Annotated in this window: 21 protein-coding genes; 12 read left to right on the top strand and 9 right to left on the bottom strand. The window is 70.4% G+C overall.

Annotated elements, in window-relative coordinates:
• The first annotated feature begins 162 nt into the window (after positions 1-162).
• Together BN1701_RS11550 and BN1701_RS11555 are read left to right on the top strand one after the other, a co-directional pair.
• Positions 163-876 carry a lytic polysaccharide monooxygenase gene (locus tag BN1701_RS11550; protein ID WP_082860320.1) on the top strand — a complete coding sequence of 238 codons (714 nt, stop codon included), beginning with the start codon at positions 163-165 and terminating at the stop codon, positions 874-876.
• A 1-nt stretch (position 877) separates the two neighbouring features.
• Positions 878-1,444: a DUF305 domain-containing protein gene (locus BN1701_RS11555; RefSeq protein ID WP_054048185.1), complete on the top strand. Its 567-nt coding sequence runs from the start codon at positions 878-880 to the stop codon at positions 1,442-1,444.
• A 78-nt stretch (positions 1,445-1,522) separates the two neighbouring features.
• Here the strand turns inward: BN1701_RS11555 and BN1701_RS11560 are convergent, their stop codons facing one another.
• Positions 1,523-2,131, bottom strand: coding sequence for a 3'-5' exonuclease (locus BN1701_RS11560; protein WP_054048187.1), 609 nt, complete (start codon positions 2,129-2,131; stop codon positions 1,523-1,525).
• Between BN1701_RS11560 and BN1701_RS11565 the strand changes: the two genes are divergently transcribed.
• The 4 genes from BN1701_RS11565 to BN1701_RS11575 are packed head-to-tail and all read left to right on the top strand — an operon-like array spanning position 2,130 to position 4,616.
• The gene (locus BN1701_RS11565) at positions 2,130-2,714 is read left to right on the top strand and encodes a hypothetical protein (RefSeq protein WP_054048189.1); all 585 of its coding nucleotides are present in this window, start codon (positions 2,130-2,132) and stop codon (positions 2,712-2,714) included. The genes BN1701_RS11560 and BN1701_RS11565 overlap by 2 nt on opposite strands.
• The gene (locus BN1701_RS37830) at positions 2,626-3,135 is read left to right on the top strand and encodes a Scr1 family TA system antitoxin-like transcriptional regulator (RefSeq protein ID WP_255364623.1); all 510 of its coding nucleotides are present in this window, start codon (positions 2,626-2,628) and stop codon (positions 3,133-3,135) included. The genes BN1701_RS11565 and BN1701_RS37830 overlap by 89 nt, the downstream gene beginning before the upstream one ends.
• An 11-nt stretch (positions 3,136-3,146) precedes the next feature.
• Positions 3,147-3,365: a DUF397 domain-containing protein gene (locus BN1701_RS34210; protein WP_082859791.1), complete on the top strand. Its 219-nt coding sequence runs from the start codon at positions 3,147-3,149 to the stop codon at positions 3,363-3,365.
• Positions 3,366-3,425: 60 nt separating this feature from the next.
• Positions 3,426-4,616 (top strand): hypothetical protein, encoded by a 1,191-nt coding sequence (locus tag BN1701_RS11575; protein WP_054048194.1) that lies wholly within the window; start codon positions 3,426-3,428, stop codon positions 4,614-4,616.
• Here the strand turns inward: BN1701_RS11575 and BN1701_RS11580 are convergent.
• The gene (locus tag BN1701_RS11580; RefSeq protein WP_157367924.1) at positions 4,591-5,019 is read right to left on the bottom strand and encodes a hypothetical protein; all 429 of its coding nucleotides are present in this window, start codon (positions 5,017-5,019) and stop codon (positions 4,591-4,593) included. The genes BN1701_RS11575 and BN1701_RS11580 overlap by 26 nt on opposite strands.
• Positions 5,020-5,276: 257 nt before the next feature.
• Positions 5,277-5,618, bottom strand: coding sequence for an antibiotic biosynthesis monooxygenase (locus tag BN1701_RS11585; protein WP_054055789.1), 342 nt, complete (start codon positions 5,616-5,618; stop codon positions 5,277-5,279).
• 93 nt (positions 5,619-5,711) lie between these two features.
• Here BN1701_RS11585 and BN1701_RS11590 point away from each other — a divergent pair, with 93 nt between their 5' ends.
• The 6 genes from BN1701_RS11590 to BN1701_RS11615 all read left to right on the top strand — a co-directional run bounded on the left by BN1701_RS11590 (position 5,712) and on the right by BN1701_RS11615 (position 11,245).
• Positions 5,712-5,972 (top strand): hypothetical protein, encoded by a 261-nt coding sequence (locus tag BN1701_RS11590; protein WP_054048198.1) that lies wholly within the window; start codon positions 5,712-5,714, stop codon positions 5,970-5,972.
• Positions 5,969-6,214, top strand: a complete 246-nt coding sequence (locus BN1701_RS11595) for a hypothetical protein (protein WP_054048200.1) — start codon at positions 5,969-5,971, stop codon at positions 6,212-6,214. Before BN1701_RS11590 ends, BN1701_RS11595 begins: the two co-directional genes overlap by 4 nt.
• The gene (locus tag BN1701_RS11600; protein WP_054048202.1) at positions 6,215-8,929 is read left to right on the top strand and encodes an FtsK/SpoIIIE domain-containing protein; all 2,715 of its coding nucleotides are present in this window, start codon (positions 6,215-6,217) and stop codon (positions 8,927-8,929) included.
• Entirely contained in the window at positions 8,926-9,291 is a 366-nt protein-coding gene (locus BN1701_RS11605; protein WP_054048204.1) for a hypothetical protein, read from the top strand. The genes BN1701_RS11600 and BN1701_RS11605 overlap by 4 nt, the downstream gene beginning before the upstream one ends.
• Before the next feature lie 38 nt (positions 9,292-9,329).
• Complete coding sequence (locus tag BN1701_RS11610; RefSeq protein ID WP_054055790.1) at positions 9,330-10,187, top strand: aldo/keto reductase; 858 nt, start codon at positions 9,330-9,332, stop codon at positions 10,185-10,187.
• Positions 10,188-10,699: 512 nt separating this feature from the next.
• The gene (locus BN1701_RS11615) at positions 10,700-11,245 is read left to right on the top strand and encodes a DinB family protein (protein WP_054048205.1); all 546 of its coding nucleotides are present in this window, start codon (positions 10,700-10,702) and stop codon (positions 11,243-11,245) included.
• Between the two features lie 225 nt (positions 11,246-11,470).
• Here the strand turns inward: BN1701_RS11615 and BN1701_RS11620 are convergent, their stop codons facing one another.
• The 6 genes from BN1701_RS11620 to BN1701_RS11645 all read right to left on the bottom strand — a co-directional run bounded on the left by BN1701_RS11620 (position 11,471) and on the right by BN1701_RS11645 (position 22,052).
• Entirely contained in the window at positions 11,471-13,012 is a 1,542-nt protein-coding gene (locus tag BN1701_RS11620) for an acyl-CoA carboxylase subunit beta (protein WP_054048207.1), read from the bottom strand.
• 218 nt (positions 13,013-13,230) lie between these two features.
• The gene (locus BN1701_RS11625) at positions 13,231-14,022 is read right to left on the bottom strand and encodes a TIGR03084 family metal-binding protein (RefSeq protein ID WP_054048209.1); all 792 of its coding nucleotides are present in this window, start codon (positions 14,020-14,022) and stop codon (positions 13,231-13,233) included.
• 146 nt (positions 14,023-14,168) lie between these two features.
• Complete coding sequence (locus BN1701_RS11630; protein WP_054048211.1) at positions 14,169-15,209, bottom strand: NAD-dependent epimerase/dehydratase family protein; 1,041 nt, start codon at positions 15,207-15,209, stop codon at positions 14,169-14,171.
• A gap of 14 nt (positions 15,210-15,223) precedes the next feature.
• The gene (locus tag BN1701_RS11635; protein WP_082859792.1) at positions 15,224-15,778 is read right to left on the bottom strand and encodes a flavin reductase family protein; all 555 of its coding nucleotides are present in this window, start codon (positions 15,776-15,778) and stop codon (positions 15,224-15,226) included.
• Between the two features lie 17 nt (positions 15,779-15,795).
• Positions 15,796-16,254, bottom strand: a complete 459-nt coding sequence (locus BN1701_RS11640) for a thioesterase family protein (RefSeq protein WP_054048213.1) — start codon at positions 16,252-16,254, stop codon at positions 15,796-15,798.
• Complete coding sequence (locus BN1701_RS11645; protein WP_082859793.1) at positions 16,254-22,052, bottom strand: type I polyketide synthase; 5,799 nt, start codon at positions 22,050-22,052, stop codon at positions 16,254-16,256. Before BN1701_RS11645 ends, BN1701_RS11640 begins: the two co-directional genes overlap by 1 nt.
• Positions 22,053-22,224: the final 172 nt, after the last annotated feature.

The following is a 22,224-nucleotide window of genomic DNA, read 5'->3' on the forward strand; positions in this document are numbered from 1 at the left end:
CCGGTTCCTATGGTCTAGACAACTGAGCATCCCGCTCGGCAGCAGGCGTCCCACTGCTCCCGTTCCGCTGTGAACACGACGAAACACACGCAGAACAGCTGTGGAAGGACCGCCGTGAAACGCCGAATCGCCCTCGCCGCGGGCGCCTGTCTGGCCCCGCTAATGCTCATCCTGATCCCGTCGACCCCAGCCATGGCCCACGGCTACATCTCCAGCCCGCCCAGCAGGCAAGCCGTGTGCGCCCAGGGCAAGATCGCCGACTGCGGCCCGGTCATCTGGGAGCCGCAGAGCGTCGAAGGCCCCAAGGGCCAGCGCAACTGCCACGGCGGACTGAGCCAGTTCGCCCAGCTCAACGACGACTCGCGCAACTGGCCCGCCACCTCGGTGGCCGCGGGCCGGGTCACCTTCAACTGGGTCATCACCGCCCGACACTCGACCGCCAGCTGGGAGTACTTCATCGGCGGCACCCGCATCGCGGTGTTCAACGACAACGGCGCCCGACCCCCGGCGTCCTTCAGCCACGTGGTGGACCTGAGCCGCTACAGCGGGCGTCAGAAGCTCCTCGTGGTCTGGAACGTCGCCGACACGCCGATGGCCTTCTACAACTGCGTCGACCTGCAGGTCGGCGGCGGCAACCCGCCGACCACCACTCCCCCGACGACCACCCCGCCCACCACGACGCCGCCGACCACGACCACCACCCCGCCCACGACCACGACCACGCCGCCGTCGACCGGCACCTGGGCGGCGGGCACGGCCTACGCGACCGGCGCCACGGTCACCTACAACGGCGGCTCCTACCGCTGCACGCAGGGCCACACCGCGCTCTCGGGCTGGGAGCCCGACGTCACCCCGGCGCTCTGGCAGCGGGTCTGACATGCGCCGCCTGCTGATCGTCGCCTTGGCCATGGTCCTGACCGGCTGCTCCGGCACGCCCGGTGCCCATGGCGGCCACAGTGCCGCCACGGTCCCGAACGGGTCCGGCCACAACGCCGCCGACGTGATGTTCCTGCAAATGGCGGTCACCCACCACGAGCAGGGCGTCGAGTTGGTCCGAATGGCCGCCACCCGACCGGTGCGCGCGCAGGTCAAGGACCTGGCCAAGGCGATCGAGCTGACGCAGGCGACCGAGATCGACACCATGCGGGACTGGCTGACCGATTGGGGTCAGCCCGCCGCGGCCGACCCCGATCCGGCGGCGCACTCCCACCACGGTGGGCCCGCCGTCACCGCGCCCGACACGATCGCAGCGCTGTCCGCCCTGCCGGACGGTGAGTTCGAACACCGCTTCGTGACCGTGCTGACGGGGCATCAGCACAACGCGGTCGAACTGGCCCGCACGGAACTGGCCGACGGTGTCGACCCGGCCGTGCGGGCCCTGGCCGATCGTGTCGTGCGGTCGAGAACCGGCCAGATCCAACAACTGCTGGCGTTCATCGACTGATCAACAGGTGCGACGATGGGCGGGGCCCTACTCCGCGCCGTCGCTCCCGACCTCCTCGACTAGGGGGTGTCCTGTGGATCATGGTGGGTGGGATCCGTGATCCGCTTGGTTCCTGGGCGTGCCGCGGGGACGGTCGCGTACTGGTTGTCCGTGGCCGTTCCCGCGGTGCGGCCAGGGGCCGAGCGGGCGCGGATACCGCCCGCCATGATCCGCAGGACATGCCCTAACCCTGACGACGCGGGGAGAAACCGGGACGGGCCGCCAGGCCAGGTGAGCACAAGGTGATCGCGGGCCCTGCTCCGCGCCGTCGCCCCAGACCTCCTCGGGGAGAAACCTGGAAGGTGTGCCGGACCACGTCAGCATTAGGTGGTCTCGGGCCCGGGTGGCGGCGACGTAAAGAAACAAGCGTTCGCGCTGGAGGATGTCGACGTGGTCGCCTTCGGATGACTGCTCCAGGATCCAGTGCTCCGGCACCGAGCCGTCACTGAGCCGGGCGACGATCACCCGGGCGAACTCCGTGCCCTTGGCCCGGTGGATGGTCGCCACGCGCACGCCGTCGCCGGTGACGTCGAAGTCCTTGCCGAGGGTCTCCACCGAGATTCCGGCCTGCCGCAGGGCGCGGGCGAGGTCGTCGCACTGGCGGTTGGTGCGGGCGAGCACGCCGATCACCGACAGGTCGGGGGTCATGCCCGCCTTGTCGACGTCCGCGCCGTGGCGCTCGCGCAGCGCGGCGTCGAGGTTGGCCCGCCACCCCCTGCACGGTCTCGACGATCGCGGCCGTCTCCATGGCTTCGCCGGCGAATCCCCGTGCGGCCTGCTCAGCTCCGCTGAGCAGGCCGCGGTAGCCCGCGACGGTCTCGGCCGATCCGTCCAAATCGGACACCTCGCCGTCGATGAGGCCCAAGGCGAAGCGCAGGTTCTGCCGGGTGGTGCGGTAGTTGAGGGTGAGCCTGCGGGACCGGCCGACGATATGGATGCCGAACTGGCCCAGCGTCAGCTTCTCCCCATAGACGCGCTGGTGGCCGTCCTCGCAGAGGAACAGGTCGTTCGGGCCTTCGTTGACGAGGCGGCGCAGCATCAGCCAGTGGGTGGCGTGCAGGTCCTCGCCCTCGTCGACGATTCACGCTGTCGAACGTGTCGACCTTGGCTTCTCGTCGTCGGCGATCCGGTTATGTTCGGCGGTGGCGTGGAATTTCGCCCGTCGCAGAACACCGCTACCGCGGGCACCCTTGGGTCGGCGCACGACAGGCCGAAGTCCGGCCGCACGTAGCCCACGCTCGCCGCGCCTCCATCGTCCACATCCGACTGTCCGATCCGGAGCCAAGGGTGAACTCCAGCCGGTCGCCTCCAGTGCCGGGAGACAGCTTGGGCTCGCGCTTCACCGCGAGGTCGGCGGCCGGGAGGTGCTTCGCGAACAACTCGTGCACCTGGCCAAAGTTGCCGAGTTCGCCAACGTTCGATTCCGGATACTGCCCTGGTCCGCAGGCTCATCGCCTGCGTTGGGCTGCCCGTTCACCCTGCTCTACATCAAGCCGTCACGAACGATCGCCTATGTCGCCTCTCTGACCAGGCCCGAATACATCAAGGCCACCGGTCCGTACTCGGTCGGGTTCGACCAAGCGTGGGAACTCGCTGTCTCCGACAGCGACTCGATGGAGATACTGAGCGAGAGGATCGCCGAACTGAGCTGAGGAGATCGACTATGCCGACCCGATCCAGGGATCTGACCAGCGCAAACTGGCGCAAGAGCAGCCGAACGGGCGGGGGCAATGACGCCCAGTGTGTGGAGTTGGCGTGTCTGGTCGCCGGGGGTGCGGTTCGGGACAGCAAGGAGAACGGGACCGGTCCGGTGGTGGTCGTCGGCGCTGGCGCGTTCTGGTCGTTTCTGCGTCAGGCCAGGTCAGGCGGGTTGGACGGCTGAGCCGGGTGGCCTCGGCGGTGGCGGCAGCGGGGATCGCCTAGGGTCTTCGGGGTGTCTCCGGTGTCTCGCGGGCGTAAGCCCAAGAAGAACAAGAAGGCGAAGAACCGGCCTTCCCAGCCCCGTCGCCAGCCGCGTCCCGACTGGTTCGACCAGGCCACGGCGGCGGTGCTCGACGGCGCCGCCACCCTGACCTTGGCCGTGAGTCCGTCCGATCTTCAACAGCGCACCGCCGAACTCGTCGGCGAGCAGTTGCACTGGGCGCTGTACGACATCCGGATGGGGCTGCACTTCTCGCGCTGGTTCATCGAGTTGGTGGCCGCCACCGACCGCGCGCGCCTGACCGCCGAGGGGGACGAGCGGCTGCGACTGGACCTGCTGCGGCACGGCTTGGTCGCGATCGCCCCGTACACCCGCGAGGGCATCGTCGAGGCCATCGGCACACCGAGTCCCGCCGACGGCGACGGAGTTCCGTCGTGGGCGCACGACACGCGCGCCGTCCAGGCGACTGGGGATGTCGTGCGGTTGGTCGACACCTACGGCACGAGGTTCGGGGTGATCGCGACCTACCGGTATCCGGGCGAGGCGGACACGTCGGCATACCTGTTCGACGTCGTCTCCGACTCGACGCCCACGCTCGCCGGGGCAGGCGTCTACGACGACACAGCCCAGGCCGAGGCGGCATGGCGGGCCGCGGTGGGCGAGTCCGCCGACGCGGCCGTGTCCCGACCCGTCGAGAACGGCGACGAGCTGGCCTGCCTGGTCGACTTCGCCAGGGACCTCATGGGCGACGAGACACGCGAGGTGCTGAACGAGCACTTCCGGGTCGAGAACCGAATCCTCAAGTTGGCGCTCGCCTTGGAGGAACGCGGCATCGACCTGCCGGACGGGGAGTACTTCCGGGGTGACCACCTGTCGATGGCCGCCGAGTTCACCGACTGGCACGTCCAGCGGTTCGGCCTCGCCCCCGACCCCGACGACGTGGACGTGCTGGCCGACGAGTGGTCGCAGGGCATCATCGGCGAAACCGCGTACGGGGTCTCACCGGGTCGCGCCAGGGTGGCGAGCCTCCTGATCGGCGACATGTACGAGCCCGACCACGCCCGTGCCGCGATCGCCCTGCTCCCCCTGTGGTCGACCTGGCTGGCCGAACGCGCCGACCTACCCGCCCCACTGCGCGAGCAGGTCCTCGCCGCGGCCGAGAAGGCCGCGACGCACAAGCCGAGGCTCAGCGGGAGCGAAGCCTTTCTGTGAAGACCTCGTGGGCGCGGGTCATGTCGTTCTCCCGGTCGACCGGGGTGAACGGCAGGACGTAGTGCCCGAGGTTGGCCTCACGCGGGTCGCCCTCGTGGGCTTTGACGATGTCGGAGGGCACCTGGCGGCCGTTGGCGTCGAACCGCATGACCCGCTCGTACTTGCTGAGCACACCGAACTGAGTGCGATAGATCGTGCACAGCTCGCAGCGGTGATACCGAGCACGATCGCGGTGATCGCGTCGATCTCCCCGCACATGCGGCAACTTCCCCATTACTTCATGCTTTAGCTCCGTGAAACCGGCAGCCTTGATGAAGAAGTCGTGGACGATCGACGCCCAGAACCCAACCGCAAGTGCAAGATCGCGACTGTTCTCGACAGCAATAGTTCGCACCAGATCCACCCCAGGTCTTGTAACCCGCGATGTACTCCTCTGCTGCCATCGCTGGTAGACGAGGTGCCCAGGACGGAAAGTTTCCACCCATCCCCGGCGGGCTCACAGGCGCGGACCAGCCACTCCTCGTCGCGCACCATCGCACTCGCACTCGCACCCGCCGCGAAGCCCGCGCCCGTCATTCCCGCTCCCCACCCGCCCGCACGTCCCGATGACGATAGTCGTGCCGCACGGTCCGCCCCCATTCGGCGACGAGCGGGCGCGGGCTACTCGGCGCGACGGAAGCCGTACGCGCGTTCGACTTTGGCGATCCGCAGCTCGAAACCGTCGTACCACTCGGCGCGGCCGCGGGCGCGGGCGGCGGCGTGCTCGGCGTTGTCCCGCCAGGTGCGGATCGAGTCCTCGTCGCGGAAGTACGCGACCGTGATTCCGAGTCGGTCCTCCCCGCGCGCGCTCTCGTGACCCAGGTAGCCGGGTGACTCGGCGACCAGTTCCGCCATCCGCGCTGCGGTCTCGTAGTAGCCGTCGTGGTCGGGCCCCAACACCGACGTGAAGATCACGGCGTAGTACGGCGGCTCGGGCGTGTTGGCGATCTCCCCAGTGTCCATGTCCGACATTCAACCAGCACTGATCCCTCGATTGGGCAAAGAAACCGCACCCGGTGCGGCCCACGGAGATCATCAGCACTAGCCTGTGACGACATGGCGGGCGTGGAAGAGATCCGTACCGGGATCGCGGTGGCCACCGAAAAGGCACAGGCAGGTATCGCGGCGATTTCTCAGGCGTCGCTTCAACTCGATGAGGCGCGTTCGGCGCTGGCGACTGCCACTCAAGGCAGCGGTCAAGCCGACGTGGCGCAAGCGCACGGCCTGCTGGCCGAGGCGCTCCAGGTCCTCGCGGGCGCCCAAGCCGCGGTTCAAGCCAGCATCACCTCCGCCGAGGGCTACGCGGCACGGCTTTGACGATCTCGGAGCTGGCCGACGCGCTGCGTGGGATCTGCGACGCCCTGGACCGGACCGCGGCCTACACCGCCGCCGCCACCGGTCCGCTTGAGGAGGCCAAGGCGGTTCTCCTGGGCGCGCGCCGGGTGGAGGATGGCTGGTACCCGGCCGACCTCGACCTCGCGATCGCCGAAGTGGGCCGGGCGGGCGAACTGGTCGCCCGCGGCCGCCAGGCCGTGATCGACTACCTGACGAGGCTGTAGATGCTGGGCAAGGGCGAGCGCCGCAAACGGGCCGAGCAGGCACTGGCGGAACTGCAGTCTGTGTTGGGCTTGGCCAGGGGGGCCGCCGAGGGCAGGTTGCAGCGCGCCCAGGTCCGCCGCACCCAGCTCGACTTCGAGAAGTCGGTCTACGCGATGGGACTGGCCAAGGCGGCGCGCGACCAAGACCTCATGGCATCGGTGTCGGCCGACCCGGTGCGCCGCGCGGTGTGGCAGCGGATCACCGCCGAGCGGGACCGCAGCTACGCCGAGTGGGACCGGACCGGTCTGCCCCAGGTGCGCGACGTGGTCGCCCGGGCCGCGGTCGGACCGGCCGGGGCACCGGCCGCCGAATGGCTGGGCCACGTCGGACGCGACCCGGGGGCGACCGCGCCGCGGCTGTGGCGGATCGGCACGGCGCGCGTCGAGCACGCGCCGCCGGAGCACGAGTTCCCGCTGGCGGTGCCGCTGCTCGACGTCGGGCACCTGCGGATCAACTCCACCGGGTCGAGCCGGGCGGCGGTCGACTCCATTGTGGAGTCCCTGCTGATCCGGCTGCTGAGCACGTTCACCCCCGGCACGGTCCGGGTGCACCTGTGGGACATCGGGCATCTGACCGGGCCGCTGCCCACCCTGCACCCGCTGACCGCGGCCGGGCTGATGGTGGTGCACGACCCCACCCGGCTCGACGACCTGCTCGCGGGCCTGGCGGGCCACGTCCGCAAGGTGCACGCGGCGACGCTGCGGCTGGGCGCGGGCTCGCTGCGGGAGAGCAGTGTCACGGCGGACCGGCGGATCGAGCCGTGGCAGGTGGCGGTGCTCTTCGGCAATGGCGAGCGGCCCGCCGACGAGCAGTACCGCGAGCTGAACCGGATCGCCCGCACCGGCCCGGACGCCGGTGTCCACTTGATCCTGGTCGACGTCCCGGTGTCGGCGAACAGTCCGATGGAGACGGTCACGTTCGTCGACGCCGAGCACGCCACGAGCAGCATGACCGGACCGGAGGTGGTGGTGCGGGCCGATCCGGCGCCGCCACCGGCGATGGTGAGCCGGGCGGCGGCGGCGATCAGCGATGTCGTGGTGGCCAGGCGCGGGCGACCGCGCGCGTTCGGCGACCTGCTCCCGGAGGTTCATGGCGGCGAGTCCGCGCGGGACGAGCTGCGCACGCCGGTCGGGTTCCACGAGGGCGTGCCGGTGGAGGTCGTCCTCGGTGACGCGACCCCGCACGCGCTGGTGGCCGGGCCGAGCGGGTCGGGCAAGACGAACTTCCTCTACGCGATGCTGGGCGGGCTCGCCGCGCGGTATCCGCCGTCGGAGCTGGAGCTGTACCTGCTCGACTTCAAGGAAGGCGTGTCGTTCGCGGGCCTGACGCCGGGGCGCAAGGACCCGAGCTGGCTGCCGCAGGCGCGGCTGGTCGGGGTGAACGTCAACACCGACCGCGAGTTCGGCCTGGCGCTGCTGCGGTTCCTGGCCGAGGAGCTGGCGCGGCGGGCGGAGGCGGCCAAACGGCAGGAGGTCACCAAGCTCGCGGAGCTGCGGGAGGCCGACCCGGAGGGGCACTGGCCGCGGATCGTGGCGGTGATCGACGAGTTCCAGGCGCTGTTCAGCGGGCGCGACCAGATCACCCAGCAGGCGGCGACGCTGCTGGAGGACGTGGCGCGGCGGGGTCGGTCGCAGGGCATCCACCTGGTGCTGGCCAGCCAGGACATCGCCGGGATCGAGGCGTTCTGGGGCAAGCCCGCGGTGTACGACCAGTGCACGCTGCGCATCGCGATGCCCAAGGCGAAGCGGGTCCTGGCCGAGCACAACAACGCCTCGGTCACCCTGCCGCGCTGGCACGCGGTGATCAACCACGAGTCCGGCGTCGCGCACGGCAACGAGATCGCCCACATTCCCGACGCGTCGAGCCGGGGCACGTTCGACGCCCTGCAACGCGCGCTGTGGGAGCGGCTGTCGTCGGCGGAGCCGAGGCTGTTCGACGGCGCGCACCAGCCCGAGCTGGTCGCTTCGGCCGCGTACGCCCAGCCGAGCGGGTTGGTGCTGGGGCAGATCATCGATGTCGCCGACCGGGCGGCGAGCGTGCGGCTGGACCCGGTGCCCGGCCGCAATCTGGCCGTGCTGGGCACCGCCACGGCCGACGCTATGTCCATCATGGACACCGCGGCGCTGACGCTCGGCAGGCAGCACGAGCCGGGGAGCTGCGATTTCAGCTTCTGGTGCCCGGTCCCCGCGCTGGCCGAGCGGGTCGGCAAGCTCGCCGCCGTGCTCACCGCGGCGGGACATGAGGTCGATCTTCGCCTGGGCGAGGACATCGCGACCCTGACCGAGGAACAGGCCACCCGGCCGCGGTTCGTGTTCTTCTACGCCGTGGACGCCGCGCACCCCTGGCTGGAGGTCAAGGAGTCGCCGCTGGCCAAGAGCGGGCTGGACCGGCTCCGGTCGCTGCTCAAGAACGGCCCCGGCGCACGGATTCACACGATTGGCTGGTGGCGCGGGGTGGCCCGACTCAAGGACACCCTCGGTTTCGGCGGGACCGACGACGTGGGCGCGTGGGTGGCGCTGGACGTGCAGGGATCCGAGCTGAACACGCTGGCGGCCGGTCAGATCATCGACTGGTCGCCGCGGCCGCACCGGGCGATCTTCTTCGACAAGACCACCCACAGCAGGCCGGACGTGCTGATCCCCTTCGACACGACGACCGCACTGGACGCGCCATGAGCACCGACCCCGTCGTCGGCTACAAGGAACTCCTCGACGCCGCCCACCAGGCCGCCCGCAGGCACGCCGAGCACGAACGTGGCCGGGTGGTCGCCATCGTGGGCGAGATCGTCGACGCCGACAAGGAGATCACCGCGGCCACCGAGTCCGCGGCCAAGGTCACCGACGAGGTCACCGGCTGGTGGCGGCGGCAGGTGCTGGCGCCGACCGCGGACCTGTCATGGATCACCCCCGGCGCGCTGCCCGCGCCGGACCTCACCGCCGACCCGGCGCAGCTGGCCGACTACATGGCCCACATCGAGCCCGCGACCGAGGCGCTGACCGCGGCCCTGCGCCGTGCGTCATGGCCCCGCCGCCGGTAGCCCTGGCAGGTTCAGACCCACGACGGCAGGATCTGGTGATGCGGACCCGAATGATCGGCAGTGTGGAAGTCAGCGCGATCGGCCTCGGCGGCATGCCGCTGTCGGTGACGGGGCGGCCGGACCGGGAACGGGCCATCGCCACGGTGCGCGCCGCGGTCGACGCCGGGATCACGTTCATCGACAGCGCCGACGCCTACTCCCTGACCGAGTCGGACTTCGGGCACAACGAGGACCTGATCGCCGAGGCGCTGCGCGGGGTCGACGCGGAGGTCCTGGTCGCGACCAAGGGCGGCCACACCCGCGGCCCCGGCGACGAATGGCACCTCGACGGCCGTCCCGAGCACCTCCGCGCGGCCTGTGAGGCGTCGCTGCGCAGGCTAGGGGTTGACGCGATCGGGCTGTACCAGTTCCACCGGCCGGACCCGAAGGTCCCGATCGAGGACTCCGTCGGCGCGCTGGCCGACCTGCTCGACGCCGGGAAGATCCGGATGGCCGGGGTGTCCAACTTCAATCCGGCGCAGATCGCCACGGCCAACGAGATCCTCGGCGGCAGGCTCGCCGCCGTGCAGAACCAGTTCTCCCCGGTCTTCCGAAGCAGCGAACCCGAGCTGCGCCTGTGCGCCGACCTCGGCATCGCGTTCCTGCCATGGAGCCCCTTCGGCGGCATCCGCGACGCCTCCGCGCTGGGCAGCCGGTTCGCGGCGTTCGCCGAGGTCGCGGCCCGGCGCGGGGTCAGCCCGCAGCGGGTGTGCCTGGCGTGGATGCTGGCCAAGGCACCCGTGGTGATCCCCATCCCCGGCTCATCGCGCCCGGCGAGCATCCAGGACTCGGCCGCAGCAACGGAGTTGGCGCTGGAATCGGACGAAATGGCCGTACTGGACACTAGAAAGCCCTGAAACCGGCACGAGAAACCGCGACATTCCCGGTTCACTCACAGTTTCCCAGTTGATACATAGGCAGATGCTATGACTCCCTGGGATTACTCCGGCCTGCTGCGGCCCGGCAAGCTCAACCTTGACCGACGGTGGCCCCTCGCGAAGGGCGACCGGTCGGACCAACGGGGTGCCCGAGCCGTCAGGGGCGATCGGCCACCCCACCCGGCACATCGCGATGCGAGCGCGAGCCGCCGGGTACCAGGCGAGGGCCGGACGTACCTCACACGCCCGGCCCTCGCCACCTTTCGGGTCAAGTTTGTTGCCGGTTGGGGAACATTAGGGGCACATGGTCGTCGCGGCGGCCAGGTTGCCCTAGAGTGGATGGTGTCTCGCCGTGAGGGCGCCCTCACCTGCGCGGGATGCGTTCACGGGTCTATGCCCTCGCTGCGACCCGAGCGCCGGGTCTGGCCGTGTCATGCAGGGGCTCGGCCAGACCCCGTAAATTGTCATGGGTCTGGCGCACACTGGTCGCCATGGAGCAGATCCCGGAAGAGAACTACAGCCCGGTCTGGGCAGACGACACCCGCGCCCCTCTGGCCCTCGTCGGCACCGAACGCGACATTCTCACCGAACTGCTGGACTGGCACCGGTCAACGTTTCGCTTGAAGTGCGACGGCCTGACGCGGGAACAGTTGTCGGAGCGGGCGATTCCACCGTCGACCTTGACGCTGCACGGGTTGGTTCGGCATTTGGCGGGGACTGAGCAGTATTGGTTCGAGGAGCAGTTCGCCGGGCGGGAGACGGTGCCGCTGTACTACTCGGACGAGGATCCCGACCAGGACTTTGAGGACCTCGATGGGGATCCGGCCGAGGCATTCGAGGTGTGGGCCGCACAGTGCGAGATCTCACGAGCGATCGTCGCGGAAGCCCCGTCCCTGGAGGCCACCGGCAAACATCACCGAACCGGGGAACCGATCATGCTCCGAAAGATCTTGGCACACCTGATCGCCGAATACGCACGCCACAACGGCCACGCCGACCTACTACGAGAGCGCCTGGACGGCAAAACAGGGATGTAGGAAACCAAACAACAAAGCCGCATCAGACCGCCTGAGCGGCATCGGGTGAAGGTGGGCGATCACGCTTTGTCTGGGGGGACGACGGCCCCTAAGCTGCCTGGCGTGTGGGGTGCCTTATCCGCCACCGCTTTTTCCCCACAGGGGCCGTCGTAGGGGCCCCGGACAAAGCGTGATCGCCCAGTTTCACCCGATGGTGCGGACAGAACTACAGAGCGCGGGTGCGACTCACAGGGGGATATTCCCGTGCTTGCGGCGAGGCGCCTGCTTGCGCTTGGTTCGAAGCATCGCAAGGGCGCGGGCAATCGCCGACCGAGTCTTGGCCGGATCGATGACATCGTCAACCAAACCACGCTCAGCGGCGAAGTACGGATGAGTGAGCTGGTCCCCATACTCAGCCCGCATCTCGGCGCCTAGGCGTTCCGGATCTGCGGAGGCGGCCAGTTCTTTGCGGAAGAGGATGTCTACCGCGCCTGCCGCGCCCATGACGGCTATCTCGTTGGTTGGCCAGGCGAGTGACATGTCGGTGCCGATGGACCTGGAGTCCATGACGATGTAGGCGCCGCCGTAGGCCTTCCGCAGAATCACCTGCACTCGGGGCACCGACGCCTCACAGTAGGCGTACAGAAGTTTGGCGCCATGGCGGATCACGCCCGCGTACTCCTGCTCAGTCCCCGGTAAGAACCCCGGCACATCCACCAAAGTCACCAAAGGAATGGCGAAGGCATCACAGAAGCGGACGAAACGAGCGGCCTTCTGCGAAGCCGCCGCGTCCAGGACGCCCGCCAGCACCAACGGCTGATTGCCGACCACGCCCACAACCTCACCGTCGATCCGGCCAAGGGCGCACAGAACATTGGCCGCCCACTGCTCGTGGACCTCCAAATAATCGCCGTCGTCGACGATCTCCTCAAGGACCGCGCGCATGTCATAGGGCTTGTTCGGCTCAGCGGGAACCATGTCGGCCAAGCCGGGCCGATCGTCTTCAGTCGCCCCGCGCGCCGGGGCCGATGGAGGCATCTCCAGGTTGTTCGAGGGCAGCAGCGACAGCAGATACCGCACGTCCTCGAAACAGCTTTCCTCGTCGTCATGGACGAAGGCGGCCACACCTGAGCGGGTGCCGTGGACGTCAGCGCCGCCGAGTTCGGCGTGGGTGACACGTTCGCCGGTGACCGCCGCGACGACATCGGGGCCGGTCAGGAACATGTTCGACGTGTCCCGGACCATGAACACGAAGTCGGCCAGGGCCGGTGAGTAGGCCGCGCCACCGGCACACGGGCCGAGGACGACGCTGATCTGGGGGATGATCCCCGAGGCCTCGACCTGGCGGCGGAAGATGCCGCCGTAGCCGTCCATCGAGAGCACACCCTCCTGGATGCGCGCTCCCCCGCTGTCGTTGAGGGCGATGATCGGCGCCCCGGTGGCCAGGGCCAGGTCCATCACCTTGTGGATCTTGGCGGCGTGGGCGACGCCCAGTGAGCCGCCGTTGATGGTGAAGTCCTGGGCGTAGACGAACACGCGGCGGCCGTCGATGGTGCCGGAGCCGACGATGACGCCGTCGGTGTGCGGGCGGCTCTCGTCGATCTTGATGCCGCGGGCCTGGTGCCTGCGGAAGATCTCGATCTCGGTGAACGAGTCCGCGTCGAGCAGCAGCGCCAGCCGCTCGCGGGCGGTGCGCTTGCCCTGGGCCCGCATCCGCGCGATGGCCTCCGGCTTGCCCGCCAGGACCTGCCGGTGCAGCTCGTCGCGCTCCTGGCGCAGCAGCCGCATCGACCGGGGCGGCGGCGGCGCGGGCACCGCTTCGACCTTGCGCAGGTGCCTGCCGTGCCCGTGGTCCCCGACCCGAGGAGGCGGGGAGTCAGGCAACTCGAATCCGGGGGCGCTCATTCTGTTCCCCACCTGAGACTGACCAACTGACTCACCCTCGTCCCTCGGCGAGCGCCCCGACGCGCCCGCGCTCTTGACTTGGCCGCTGCCGGGTCACGGCGCTATGCGAACTGGCCGGGCTCGCGCCCCGTACCCGCGGGACCCCGGTAGGCCTGGGCGATCTCCAGCCACGCGGTGGCCTCCGGGCCGGTCGCGGTGACCGCGAGGTCGCTGTGGTGCCTGCGGCGGGTGACCAGCAGGCAGAAGTCGACGGCCGGGCCGGTGACCCGGTTCTCGGCGTCGGCGGGGCCGAACTCCCAGACCGCGCCGGACGGGCCGGTGATCTCGAAGCGGAACTCGACCTCGGGGGTGGGCAGTTCGCGGGCGAGGTAGCCGAAGTCCCAGGTGCGCACCGCGAAGGCCACCAGGTAGTGCAGGCGGTCGGTGAAGGTCCGCTCGACCCCGAGGGTGTCGGCGATGTCCTGGCCGTGGCCGAAGAGCTCCATCATCCCGGCGCAGGCCAGGATGGCGGGCGGCAGCGGGCGGACCAGCCACGGCACGACCTTGTCGGCGGGCACCGCGGCCAGCGCCTTGAACGCGGCGTCGCGTTCGGTGCGCCAGCGCGACAGCAGGACCTCGGGCGGGTCGTTGACGAAGGCCGACAACGCGTACTCGACGTTCGCGGCGAAGTCGGGGCTCAGCTTCGATGCCATGGCGCCGAAGGCGGCCGGGTCGGCCGCGGCCAGTCCGGCCATCCGGAAGGTGGCGGCCAGGTGGGCGACCTGGTGGGCCACGGTCCAGCCCGGCGCCGGGGTCGGCAGCGCCCACTGGGCGGCGTCGAGGTCCTTGACCAGGCGGTCGACGTCCTCGCCGTCCGCGGTCAATGCGGTGATCACGTCCTGCAGTCCGGACACGTGACTGTCCTTTCGCGAGCGAGGCGGGCGCAAACGCCTGCGGGCCAATGTATCCAGGATCACCCGGTGGCTAGGCAACGGGCGTCTCCCGATTTGCGGATGGGGTCGCGAGCCTGCGGGCCAATGGGTTCAGGATCACCCGGTGGCTAAGCAGCGGGCGTCTCCCGGTTTGCGGATGGGGTCGCGAGCCTGCCCGCCTGCCGGTCGGTGAGGTGACCGGCGGCGTGCAGCCAGCTGATCGTGTCGGCGACCGAGTCGGCCAGTGGCCGCGCCACCCGCGTCGAGACCTCGTCGTCGACCCTGGTCGCGCAGGCGCAGGTGTGGATCGCGCCGTACTGCACCGGCAGGTGCCACGGCCAGATCCGCTGCAGCAGGTCGCACATCCGGCCGACCGGCCCCAGCGCGCGGGCGGGCAGCCGCACCGCGGGCAGGGAGCGGCCGGTGACCAGCCGCACCGCCCGCAGGAATTCCTTTGTGGACACATAGGTGTTCGGGCAGAAGACCCGTGGCCCCGCGACCGATCCGCCGACGACCCGGTCGAGCGTCGCCGCGGTGTCGCGCACGTCGCCCATCGGGAAGCCGCCGGTCGGCCAGATCGGGGTCAGCCCGCGCAGCACGTCGCGCAGGCGGGTGGCCTGGTCGCCAAGGTGCGGGTCGTCGGGGCCGAGCAGCGCGGGCGGGTAGACGATGGTCACCGGCGACCCGGCCCGCTGGTGGTCCCGCGCGATCCGCTCCGCGGCCGACTTGGTGGCCAGGTAGGGCTCCCGCGAGGTGCCGACTGGGGAGTCCGGGCCGATCACCCGCACTCCCCTACCGAACAGAGCGGCCACAGTGGACACGTGGACGATCCGCCCGGCACCCGCCCGGCGCGCGGCGCCGAGGACGAGCTCGGTGCCGTGCTCGGTGGTCCGCCGCATCCTGGCGCGGTCGCGGCTGTCGAAGGAGTACACCGCCGCCGCGTGCAGGACGGCGTCCGCCCCGCGCACGGCGGTGGTGACACTGGCCTCGTCGAGGATGTCCCCGACGACGACGTCCACCCCGGTCAGGCCGAGACCGTGGGCCCGCAGGACGCGGGGCACCGCGGTCTCATCCCGTACCAGCAGCCGGACCTGGTGGCCCGACCGCAGCAGCGCCGCGACCGTGTGGGAGCCGACGAATCCCGTGCCCCCGGTGACGGCCACTCTCATGGTGATCTCCCGGTTCAGGCGGTCCTGGCGGCAGGCGGCGCCGCCTGCAGGAATCCGCCGCTGAAGAACATCAGGGCGTCGCGCCCGCCGCCGCGCTGGGCTTCGAGCACCTCCCCGACGAAGATCGAGTGGTCGCCGCCCTCGTAGTCGTTGGTCAGCGTGCACTCCAGCCAGGCCAGCGCGCCCATGAGCATCGGCGCGCCGGTCTGGCGGCCCGGGACCCAGTCGACAGCGTCGAACTGACTGGGTCCCGCGGGCCTTGTCTTGTCGGCGAAGTAGCGCGCGAGCGTGGTCTGCTCGGCGCCGAGGATCGACACCCCGTATCCGCCCGCGGCCAGGATCGCCTGGTGCATCCGGGCGGTCCGGGCCACGCAGCACAGCACCAGCGGCGGTTCCAGCGAGACCGAGGTGAACGAGTTGGCTGTCATCCCGTGGCCGAGCGGGCCGCCCGCGGTGATGACGGTGATCCCGGTGGCGAACTGCCCCATGACCTGGCGCAGTGTGGCCGGGGTCGAACTCGGCTGCGGCGCGGCGGTCAGATGCCGCACCGGCCCCGGATTGTTGACCATGTCGTCCCCTCCGCCTGCTAGGCCGCGTCCGCGAGCAGTGCCTTCGGCGAGATCCCCGGACCGGCGTAGGGCGCGAGCGCCTTGCGCAGCTCCAAGGGGACCCGCGAGGGCACCGTGTTGGTGTTCGGCCCACGCATACAGGCGATGCGCTGCGTTCCCCTGGCGATCAGGACCTCGCCTTCGAGCTTGACGTAGTCGAAGGTGAACTGGACCTGGGTCTGGGTCAGCTCGTCGAGGCGCATCCGGATGGAGAGCTCGTCGAACGCGGTGATCTCGGCGAAGAACTCGCACTCGGCCTTCAGCGTGAACAGCTTCAGGTCCTTCTGCACGTCCTCCAGCACCAGCGGGGCCTTCTGCTTGAGGAACATCTCGCGGCACCTGCCTTGCCAGCGCAGGTAGTTCACGTAGTACACGTTGCCGACGAGATTGGTCTCCTCGAACCCGACGGTGTGCCGGATCTCGTAGTAGTTCGCCATCAGAGTTCCTCTCCGGACAGAACCGCGAACACGACCGGGTCGGTCCGGTCGTTGACCGTGGTGACCCACGTCGCGATCTTGGCGTCGCCCGAGGACAACACCACCCAGCCGTCCTGGTGGACCTTGTCGAGGGTCAGTGCCTGGCTGGTGTACCCGGCCTTGCGCAGGGACTCCAGCGCGCTCCAGATCCGGGTCCCGGTCACCGAGGCCGCCTCGCCGGTCTCGGTGGTGACCAGGTCGCGCAGGGCGATCTGGTCCTGGCCGATGAGCCCGACCCAGTCCTGCTCGGAGCGCTCGGCGGCGGACTCGACGTCGCAGCCGAGGCGGTTGACCCCGACGATGGCGAAGGTCAGCCCCGCGGCGTGCGATGAGGACACCTGGCCGCCGTCGATCTCGGGCTTGCCGTCGGGCCGGTGCCGCACGTTCGCGGCCTTGCCCAGGGCCCGGCTGACCGCAAGTTCGGTCTGCGCGCGCCGGTCGGCGTCCTCGCCGTCGGGTTCGACGACGACGGCCCGCTTGCCGCCCAGGACCTTCTCGAGTGTGCGCTCGAGGTAGGCGCTGAGCATGGTCGGCACCCACGGTCCGGCCCCGTTGCGGCTGCGGACGCAGCGCAGGACCAGGCCTTCCCAGCGTTCCACCAGGTCGCCGTCCGGGGTGCGGACGTCGACGTCGTAGGTGTAGCTGTCGCCGTCCTGGAACCGCTCACGGGCGTCCATCACCACGTACTCGGTGTCCGCGGCGGCGCGCTGGGCCAGGTGCAGCTTCTCGATGCCCTGCGGGAGCAGGATGCCGTCGGGAACGCAGCACTGGATGGCGTGCATGACCGCGTCGCGGGTGCCGGGGTCGGCGAGCAGCCGCTCCTGCGGCAGGTAGGCGGCGAACCACGGGGCGGTGGAGCTGGTGCCCAGTTCGGCCACCGCGTGGCGCGCGGCGGCGGTGCGGTAGGCCTGCACCCGCTGGAACCGCTTGCCCTGGAACAGAACCGTGCCGTACAACTCGGTGGTCGGGTCGACCGCGACCGCGGGCAGGCCCGAGTCTGGCACCCTGGTGGCGGGCAGGTCCGGCCGGGGCAGTTTCAGCGTGGCACGGAAGTGGTCGGCGCTGAACCCGGTCTCCTCGCTGCGCAGCGCGACGTCCACCGTCTCGGCGTCGCGGACGAGCGCGGCGAGGCGGATCGTGGTGGAGCCGCCGGGTCGCACCGCGATCGGCCGGAGGAACTCGACGTTCTCCAGCAGCGGAGCGCCCTTCGGGCCGGTCAGCGCGGTGGCGACCTGGGTCATCGCCTCCATGCCGATCACCGCGGGGAACAGCAGGTCGCCGTCGAGGAGGTGGTCCTCCAGGTACGGGTCGCTGCCCGCGGACAGCTCGACCTCGCTGACGAGTTCGACGCCCGGGTAGTGGACGATCACCTGGTCGACGAACCGGCTCAGCGGAAGCTCGACCTCGTCCATCTCCACCGTGGGCAGCCCGGCCGCGCGGCCGCTGACCACGAGCACCGGACCGGCGTTCGGGTCGGCCAGCACCTCGCGCAGCACCGCGATGCCGTTCTCGGTGGAGATCGGGGTGATGCCGTCGCGCATCAGGGCCTCGACCACGCCGAGTTTCTCGCCCATGCCCGCCCCGGACCAGACCGACCATTCCAGCGCCAAGGCGCGGGCTCCGGGGTGGTCCTCGGCGAACTTGACCGTCAGCTCGGACATCCAGTCGTTGGCGGTGGAGTAGTGCGCCTCACCGCGCAGACCGGCCCGGCCGATGATGCTGCCGAAGGTGACCAGCAGCTTGATCTTGTCCTGGTCCACCGCGTCGAGGACCGCCCGCAGACCGGCGATCTTGGGCGCCAAGGTCTTGTGGAAGTCCTCTTCGGACAGACTCGACAGGGCGGCGGGCTCGTTGCGGCCCGCGCCGTGCAGGAACGCCGTGACCGGGCCGAGTTCGGCCTCGAAGACGGCGACCGCGGCGGCGATGTCCGACGTCGAGGTGACGTCGGCCCGCTCGTAGCGGAAGGTCACGCCCGCGGCCTCCATGCGGGCCAGGTTCTCCGACAGCTCCTCGTCCTTGGCCGGGTCGGCCCGGCCGAGCAGCGCGAGCTTGGCCCCGGAGTCCTGCGCCATGGCCAGCGCGCACTCCGCGGTGATGCCCTTGCCGCCACCGGTCACCAGCAGCACGTCGGTCGAGTCCAAAGGAGACGGTCCGACCGGCCCGGCGGGCGCGGTGAGCGCCCGCAGCACCGGGGAGGTCCGGGTGCCGTCGGTGCCGTAGCGCACCTCGCTGAAGCCGCTGGTGAACGCGACCTCCTCGACGACGCGGGTCACCGTGTCGGCGACCGAGTCGGCGTTGGAGGGCTCGGTGTCGGCAAGGCCGACCACTGTGGTGGTCACCCCCGGGTTCTCCAGGTGCAGCGTGCGGGCCAGGCCCGAGGCGCCGAGGCGCTGCTGCACCACGACGAACCGGGAACCCGGTTTGCCCGCCACGGCGGCTTGGCCCGCGGCCAGGAACAGGTCGATGTGCTCCTCGCCGTCGTTGGGCAGGCACAGCAGCACACCGTCGCCGATCGCGGCCTCGGAAAGCGCCTTGCGCAGCGGCTCGGCCAGCGGGTGACCCGCCGGGGCGAACCCCTGCCACGTGCCGGGCTCGCCGTCGCCGACCTCGACCGGCAGCCGGTAGGACTCGACGTAGTCGACCTGGAAGGGTCGGACCCACGCGGCGATTCCCGCGACGTCCTTGCCCGGGTCGACGCCGCCGCCCGCGGTGTCGGCAAGGTTGTCGATCAGCTGGGCCAGGTCGCCCAGGGTGACCGTGGCGAAGTTGGTCGTGGCCGACAGCGCCGGACGGCCCAGCTCCCGGCAGACCTCGTTGATGATCTGGCCCACCGAGATCGAGCTGAGGTGCAGGTCGTCGAGCGGGTGGGTCTCCGCGGTGACGCTCTCCTGCGGCAGCTCGACGCGCTCGGCGGCGAGCTTGCACAGCAGCTCCAAAGTGGACAGTTCGGACTGGCCTGCCGCCGAGGACGAGGGGGATGCGTCCTCGGCGGCCCCCGCGGTCTGCTGAACGGGGATCAGCAGGTGCGCGTCGATGGCGGGCGCGGCCTCACACGGGCTGGAGAGGAAGGTCATCTCCCCGTCCAGCGCCAGCGGGCGGACGAGCCGGTCGGTGAACAGCGCCGACGCGTCGACCGGGGCACCGAGCGCGAACGCGGCGGCGATCGCGGTGAACAGCGGGCTCAGCGAGGCGCTGTCGGTGTCCAGGGCGAGCGCAGGCTTGTCGGGGGCGATCTGGGCGAGCAGCCCGGTGAGCACCCGGCCGGGGCCGACCTCGATGAGCAGGTCGACGTCGCGGGCGGCGCGGGCGGCGGCCTCGGTGAACCGCACCGGCAGCAGCACCTGCTCCACGAGCAGGGTCCGCAGGTCGGTGTCGGGGTCGAGGACGTCGCCGGTGACCGTGGAGGCGACCTGGCGGGCCAGGCGCTCGAACGGGCGCTCGGCCAGCCGCGCGGTCATGGCGTCGGCCGCGGGCTTGACCAGCGGCGAGTGGAACGCGTGCGAGACGTTGATGCGGGTCGCGGTGACACCCTCGGCCGAGGCCTTGGCGCACACCTTCTCCACTTCCTCGGCCGCACCGGAGATGACGGTCTGACCGGGGCTGTTGAACCCGGCGATGACCACGTCGGAGCCCGCCATCAGGCGCAGCGCGCCCTCCGGCTCGACCGCGAGGCCCGCCATCGCGCCGCCGCCGTGGCTGGCCTGCGCCATGACCTGACCGCGGATCTTGGCCAGCTCCTGCACCTCGGACCCGCCCATCGCCCCGGCCCAAGCCAGGGCGGTGAGCTCGCCGAGGCTGTGGCCAACGGCGATATCGGCCTCGACGCCCACGGCGTGCAGCACGCGCAGACCGGCCAGCGAGCCGGTGACGATGCGCGGCTGGGCGACCTCGGTGGCGACCTGGTCGCCCGCCAGGGTCACGGCCTGGAATACCTGGTCGGCCACCGGGAACCGGCGGCGGATGGCGCCGACGGCGCCGCGGCCGGAGCCCTGGCCGGGGAACAGGAACGCCAGCTTCGGCGCCACCGTCCGGTTGTCCAGGAAGACGCCCTCGACCGGCGAGAACAGCGTGGTCTCCCCCGCGTCGAGCAGGGTGACCAGCTTCTCCAGCTTGCGGGCCGCCTCCTCGGCGTTGCTCGCCAGGACCGCCGCGCGCAGCGGACGGCCCGCCAGCTCACCGGCCAGGGTGCCCGCGAGGTCGCCGAGTTCGGCGAAGGAGAGCTTGGTGACCAGCGCGGCCACCCGCGACAGCTGGTCGCGCAGCTCGGCGGCGTCGGCGGCGTCGAAGAGGAACAGCTCGACGTCCTGACGGCTGGACACCAGGGTGCCGGTGCGCCGGGTCAGCTCGGTGCGCCGGGTGACGCCCGCTGCTTGCTCCAACGCGATGTGGGTGTTGATGCCGCCGAAGCCCATCGCCGAGACACCCGCGCGCAGCGGGACGTCGGTCGGGAACAGCTCGGCCGACTGCGGCACGTACATCGGCGCGTTCTCGGCCTCCAGCAGCGGGTGCGGGGCCTTCTGGCCCGTGCCCGGCGGGATGACCTGGTTGTGCAGCGCCAAGGTGGCCTTGATCAGACCGGCGATGCCCGCGGCGGCCTTGGCGTGGCCGATGTTGCCCTTGATGGTGCCAAGGGCGGCCGGGCGCGCGGTCGGGTCGGCGAGGCTGCGGGCGGTGGACAGCGCCTCGATCTCGGTGGCGTCGCCGACCGCGGTGCCGGTGCCGTGGCCCTCGAAGTAGGACACGGTCTCCACGCCGTAGCCCGCGCGGTTGTAGGCGCGGGACAACGCGAGGCGGTGTCCGGCCTCGGCGGGGCGGGTGATGCCGCCCTTGCCGTCGGAGGAGATGCCCCAGCCCGAGATGCAGGCGTAGATCTTGCCGCCGCGGGCCACGGCGTCCTCTTCGCGCATGAGCACGACGACGCCGGAGCCCTCGCCCGGCCAGAAGCCGTTGGAGTCCTTGTCGTAGACCTTCATCTCGCCGGTGGCCAGCGCACCGGTCTTCGCGAAGCCGATCACCTCGAACGGGTCGATCGACAGGTCGACACCGCCCGCGATGGCCACGTCCATGTCCCGGTCGACCAGCGCCTTGGCGGCGGTGGCGATGGACAGCAGCGAGGACGAGCAGGCGCCGTCGACGGTGTAGCCGCCGCCGCCGAGGTCGAAGTGGTTGCAGACCCGGCCCGCGATGGTGTTCGCCAGGCCACCGGCGAGGGTGTCCTCGTCGAACAGCGGGAACGGCGCCTTGTACTGCGCCTCCAACTCGGCGAGGAAGGCGGTGGTCTCGTCCTCCGACCAGCCCTTGCCCGCCAGGGTGTGCGCCACGGTGCGCCGCACGTAGGGCCAGCGCACCCGCATGATGTTGGCGCGGGAGAACTCACCGGTCAGGCTGTTGCCGAAGACGACGCCGGTGGCCGCCTTGGGCAGCCCCTCCCCTTCCGGGAAGCCCGCGTCGGCCAGGGCCTGGGTCGCCACGTCGAGGGCGAGCCAGTGGGTCAGGTCGGTCGACCGGAAGGTGCTTCCGGCGATCTTGTACTTGACCCGGTCGAACTCGAAGTCCTTGAGCACGGCCGCTTTGCTCGCGTAGAAGCGGTCCGGCGCCTTCGGGTCGGGCGACCAGTAGTCGGCGTGGTTCATCCGCTCGTCCGGAAGCCGCCGGAACGCGCGGCGGCCGGACAGCACGTTCTCCCAGAGCTCCGCCGGGGAACTCGCATCGGGATAACGAAGGCCGATGCCGACGATCGCGATCCGTTCACTGCTCATACCTTCACCGCCTCTGGACTGAAATGGACCATTGCCTGACCGCGCCCGATGGGTCACAATTTTGAATAAGTCGCGGTTCCAATGGTCATAATTTATGGCTTCGCGATGCCCAGTTTGCTGGCGGAAAGCAAACATTGTCGTCTCCGTCCGTGCGCGCACCCCGGACGCCCCC

Source organism: Alloactinosynnema sp. L-07 (genome assembly GCF_900070365.1).
In the GTDB taxonomy this organism is placed as follows: Bacteria; Actinomycetota; Actinomycetes; order Mycobacteriales; family Pseudonocardiaceae; genus Actinokineospora.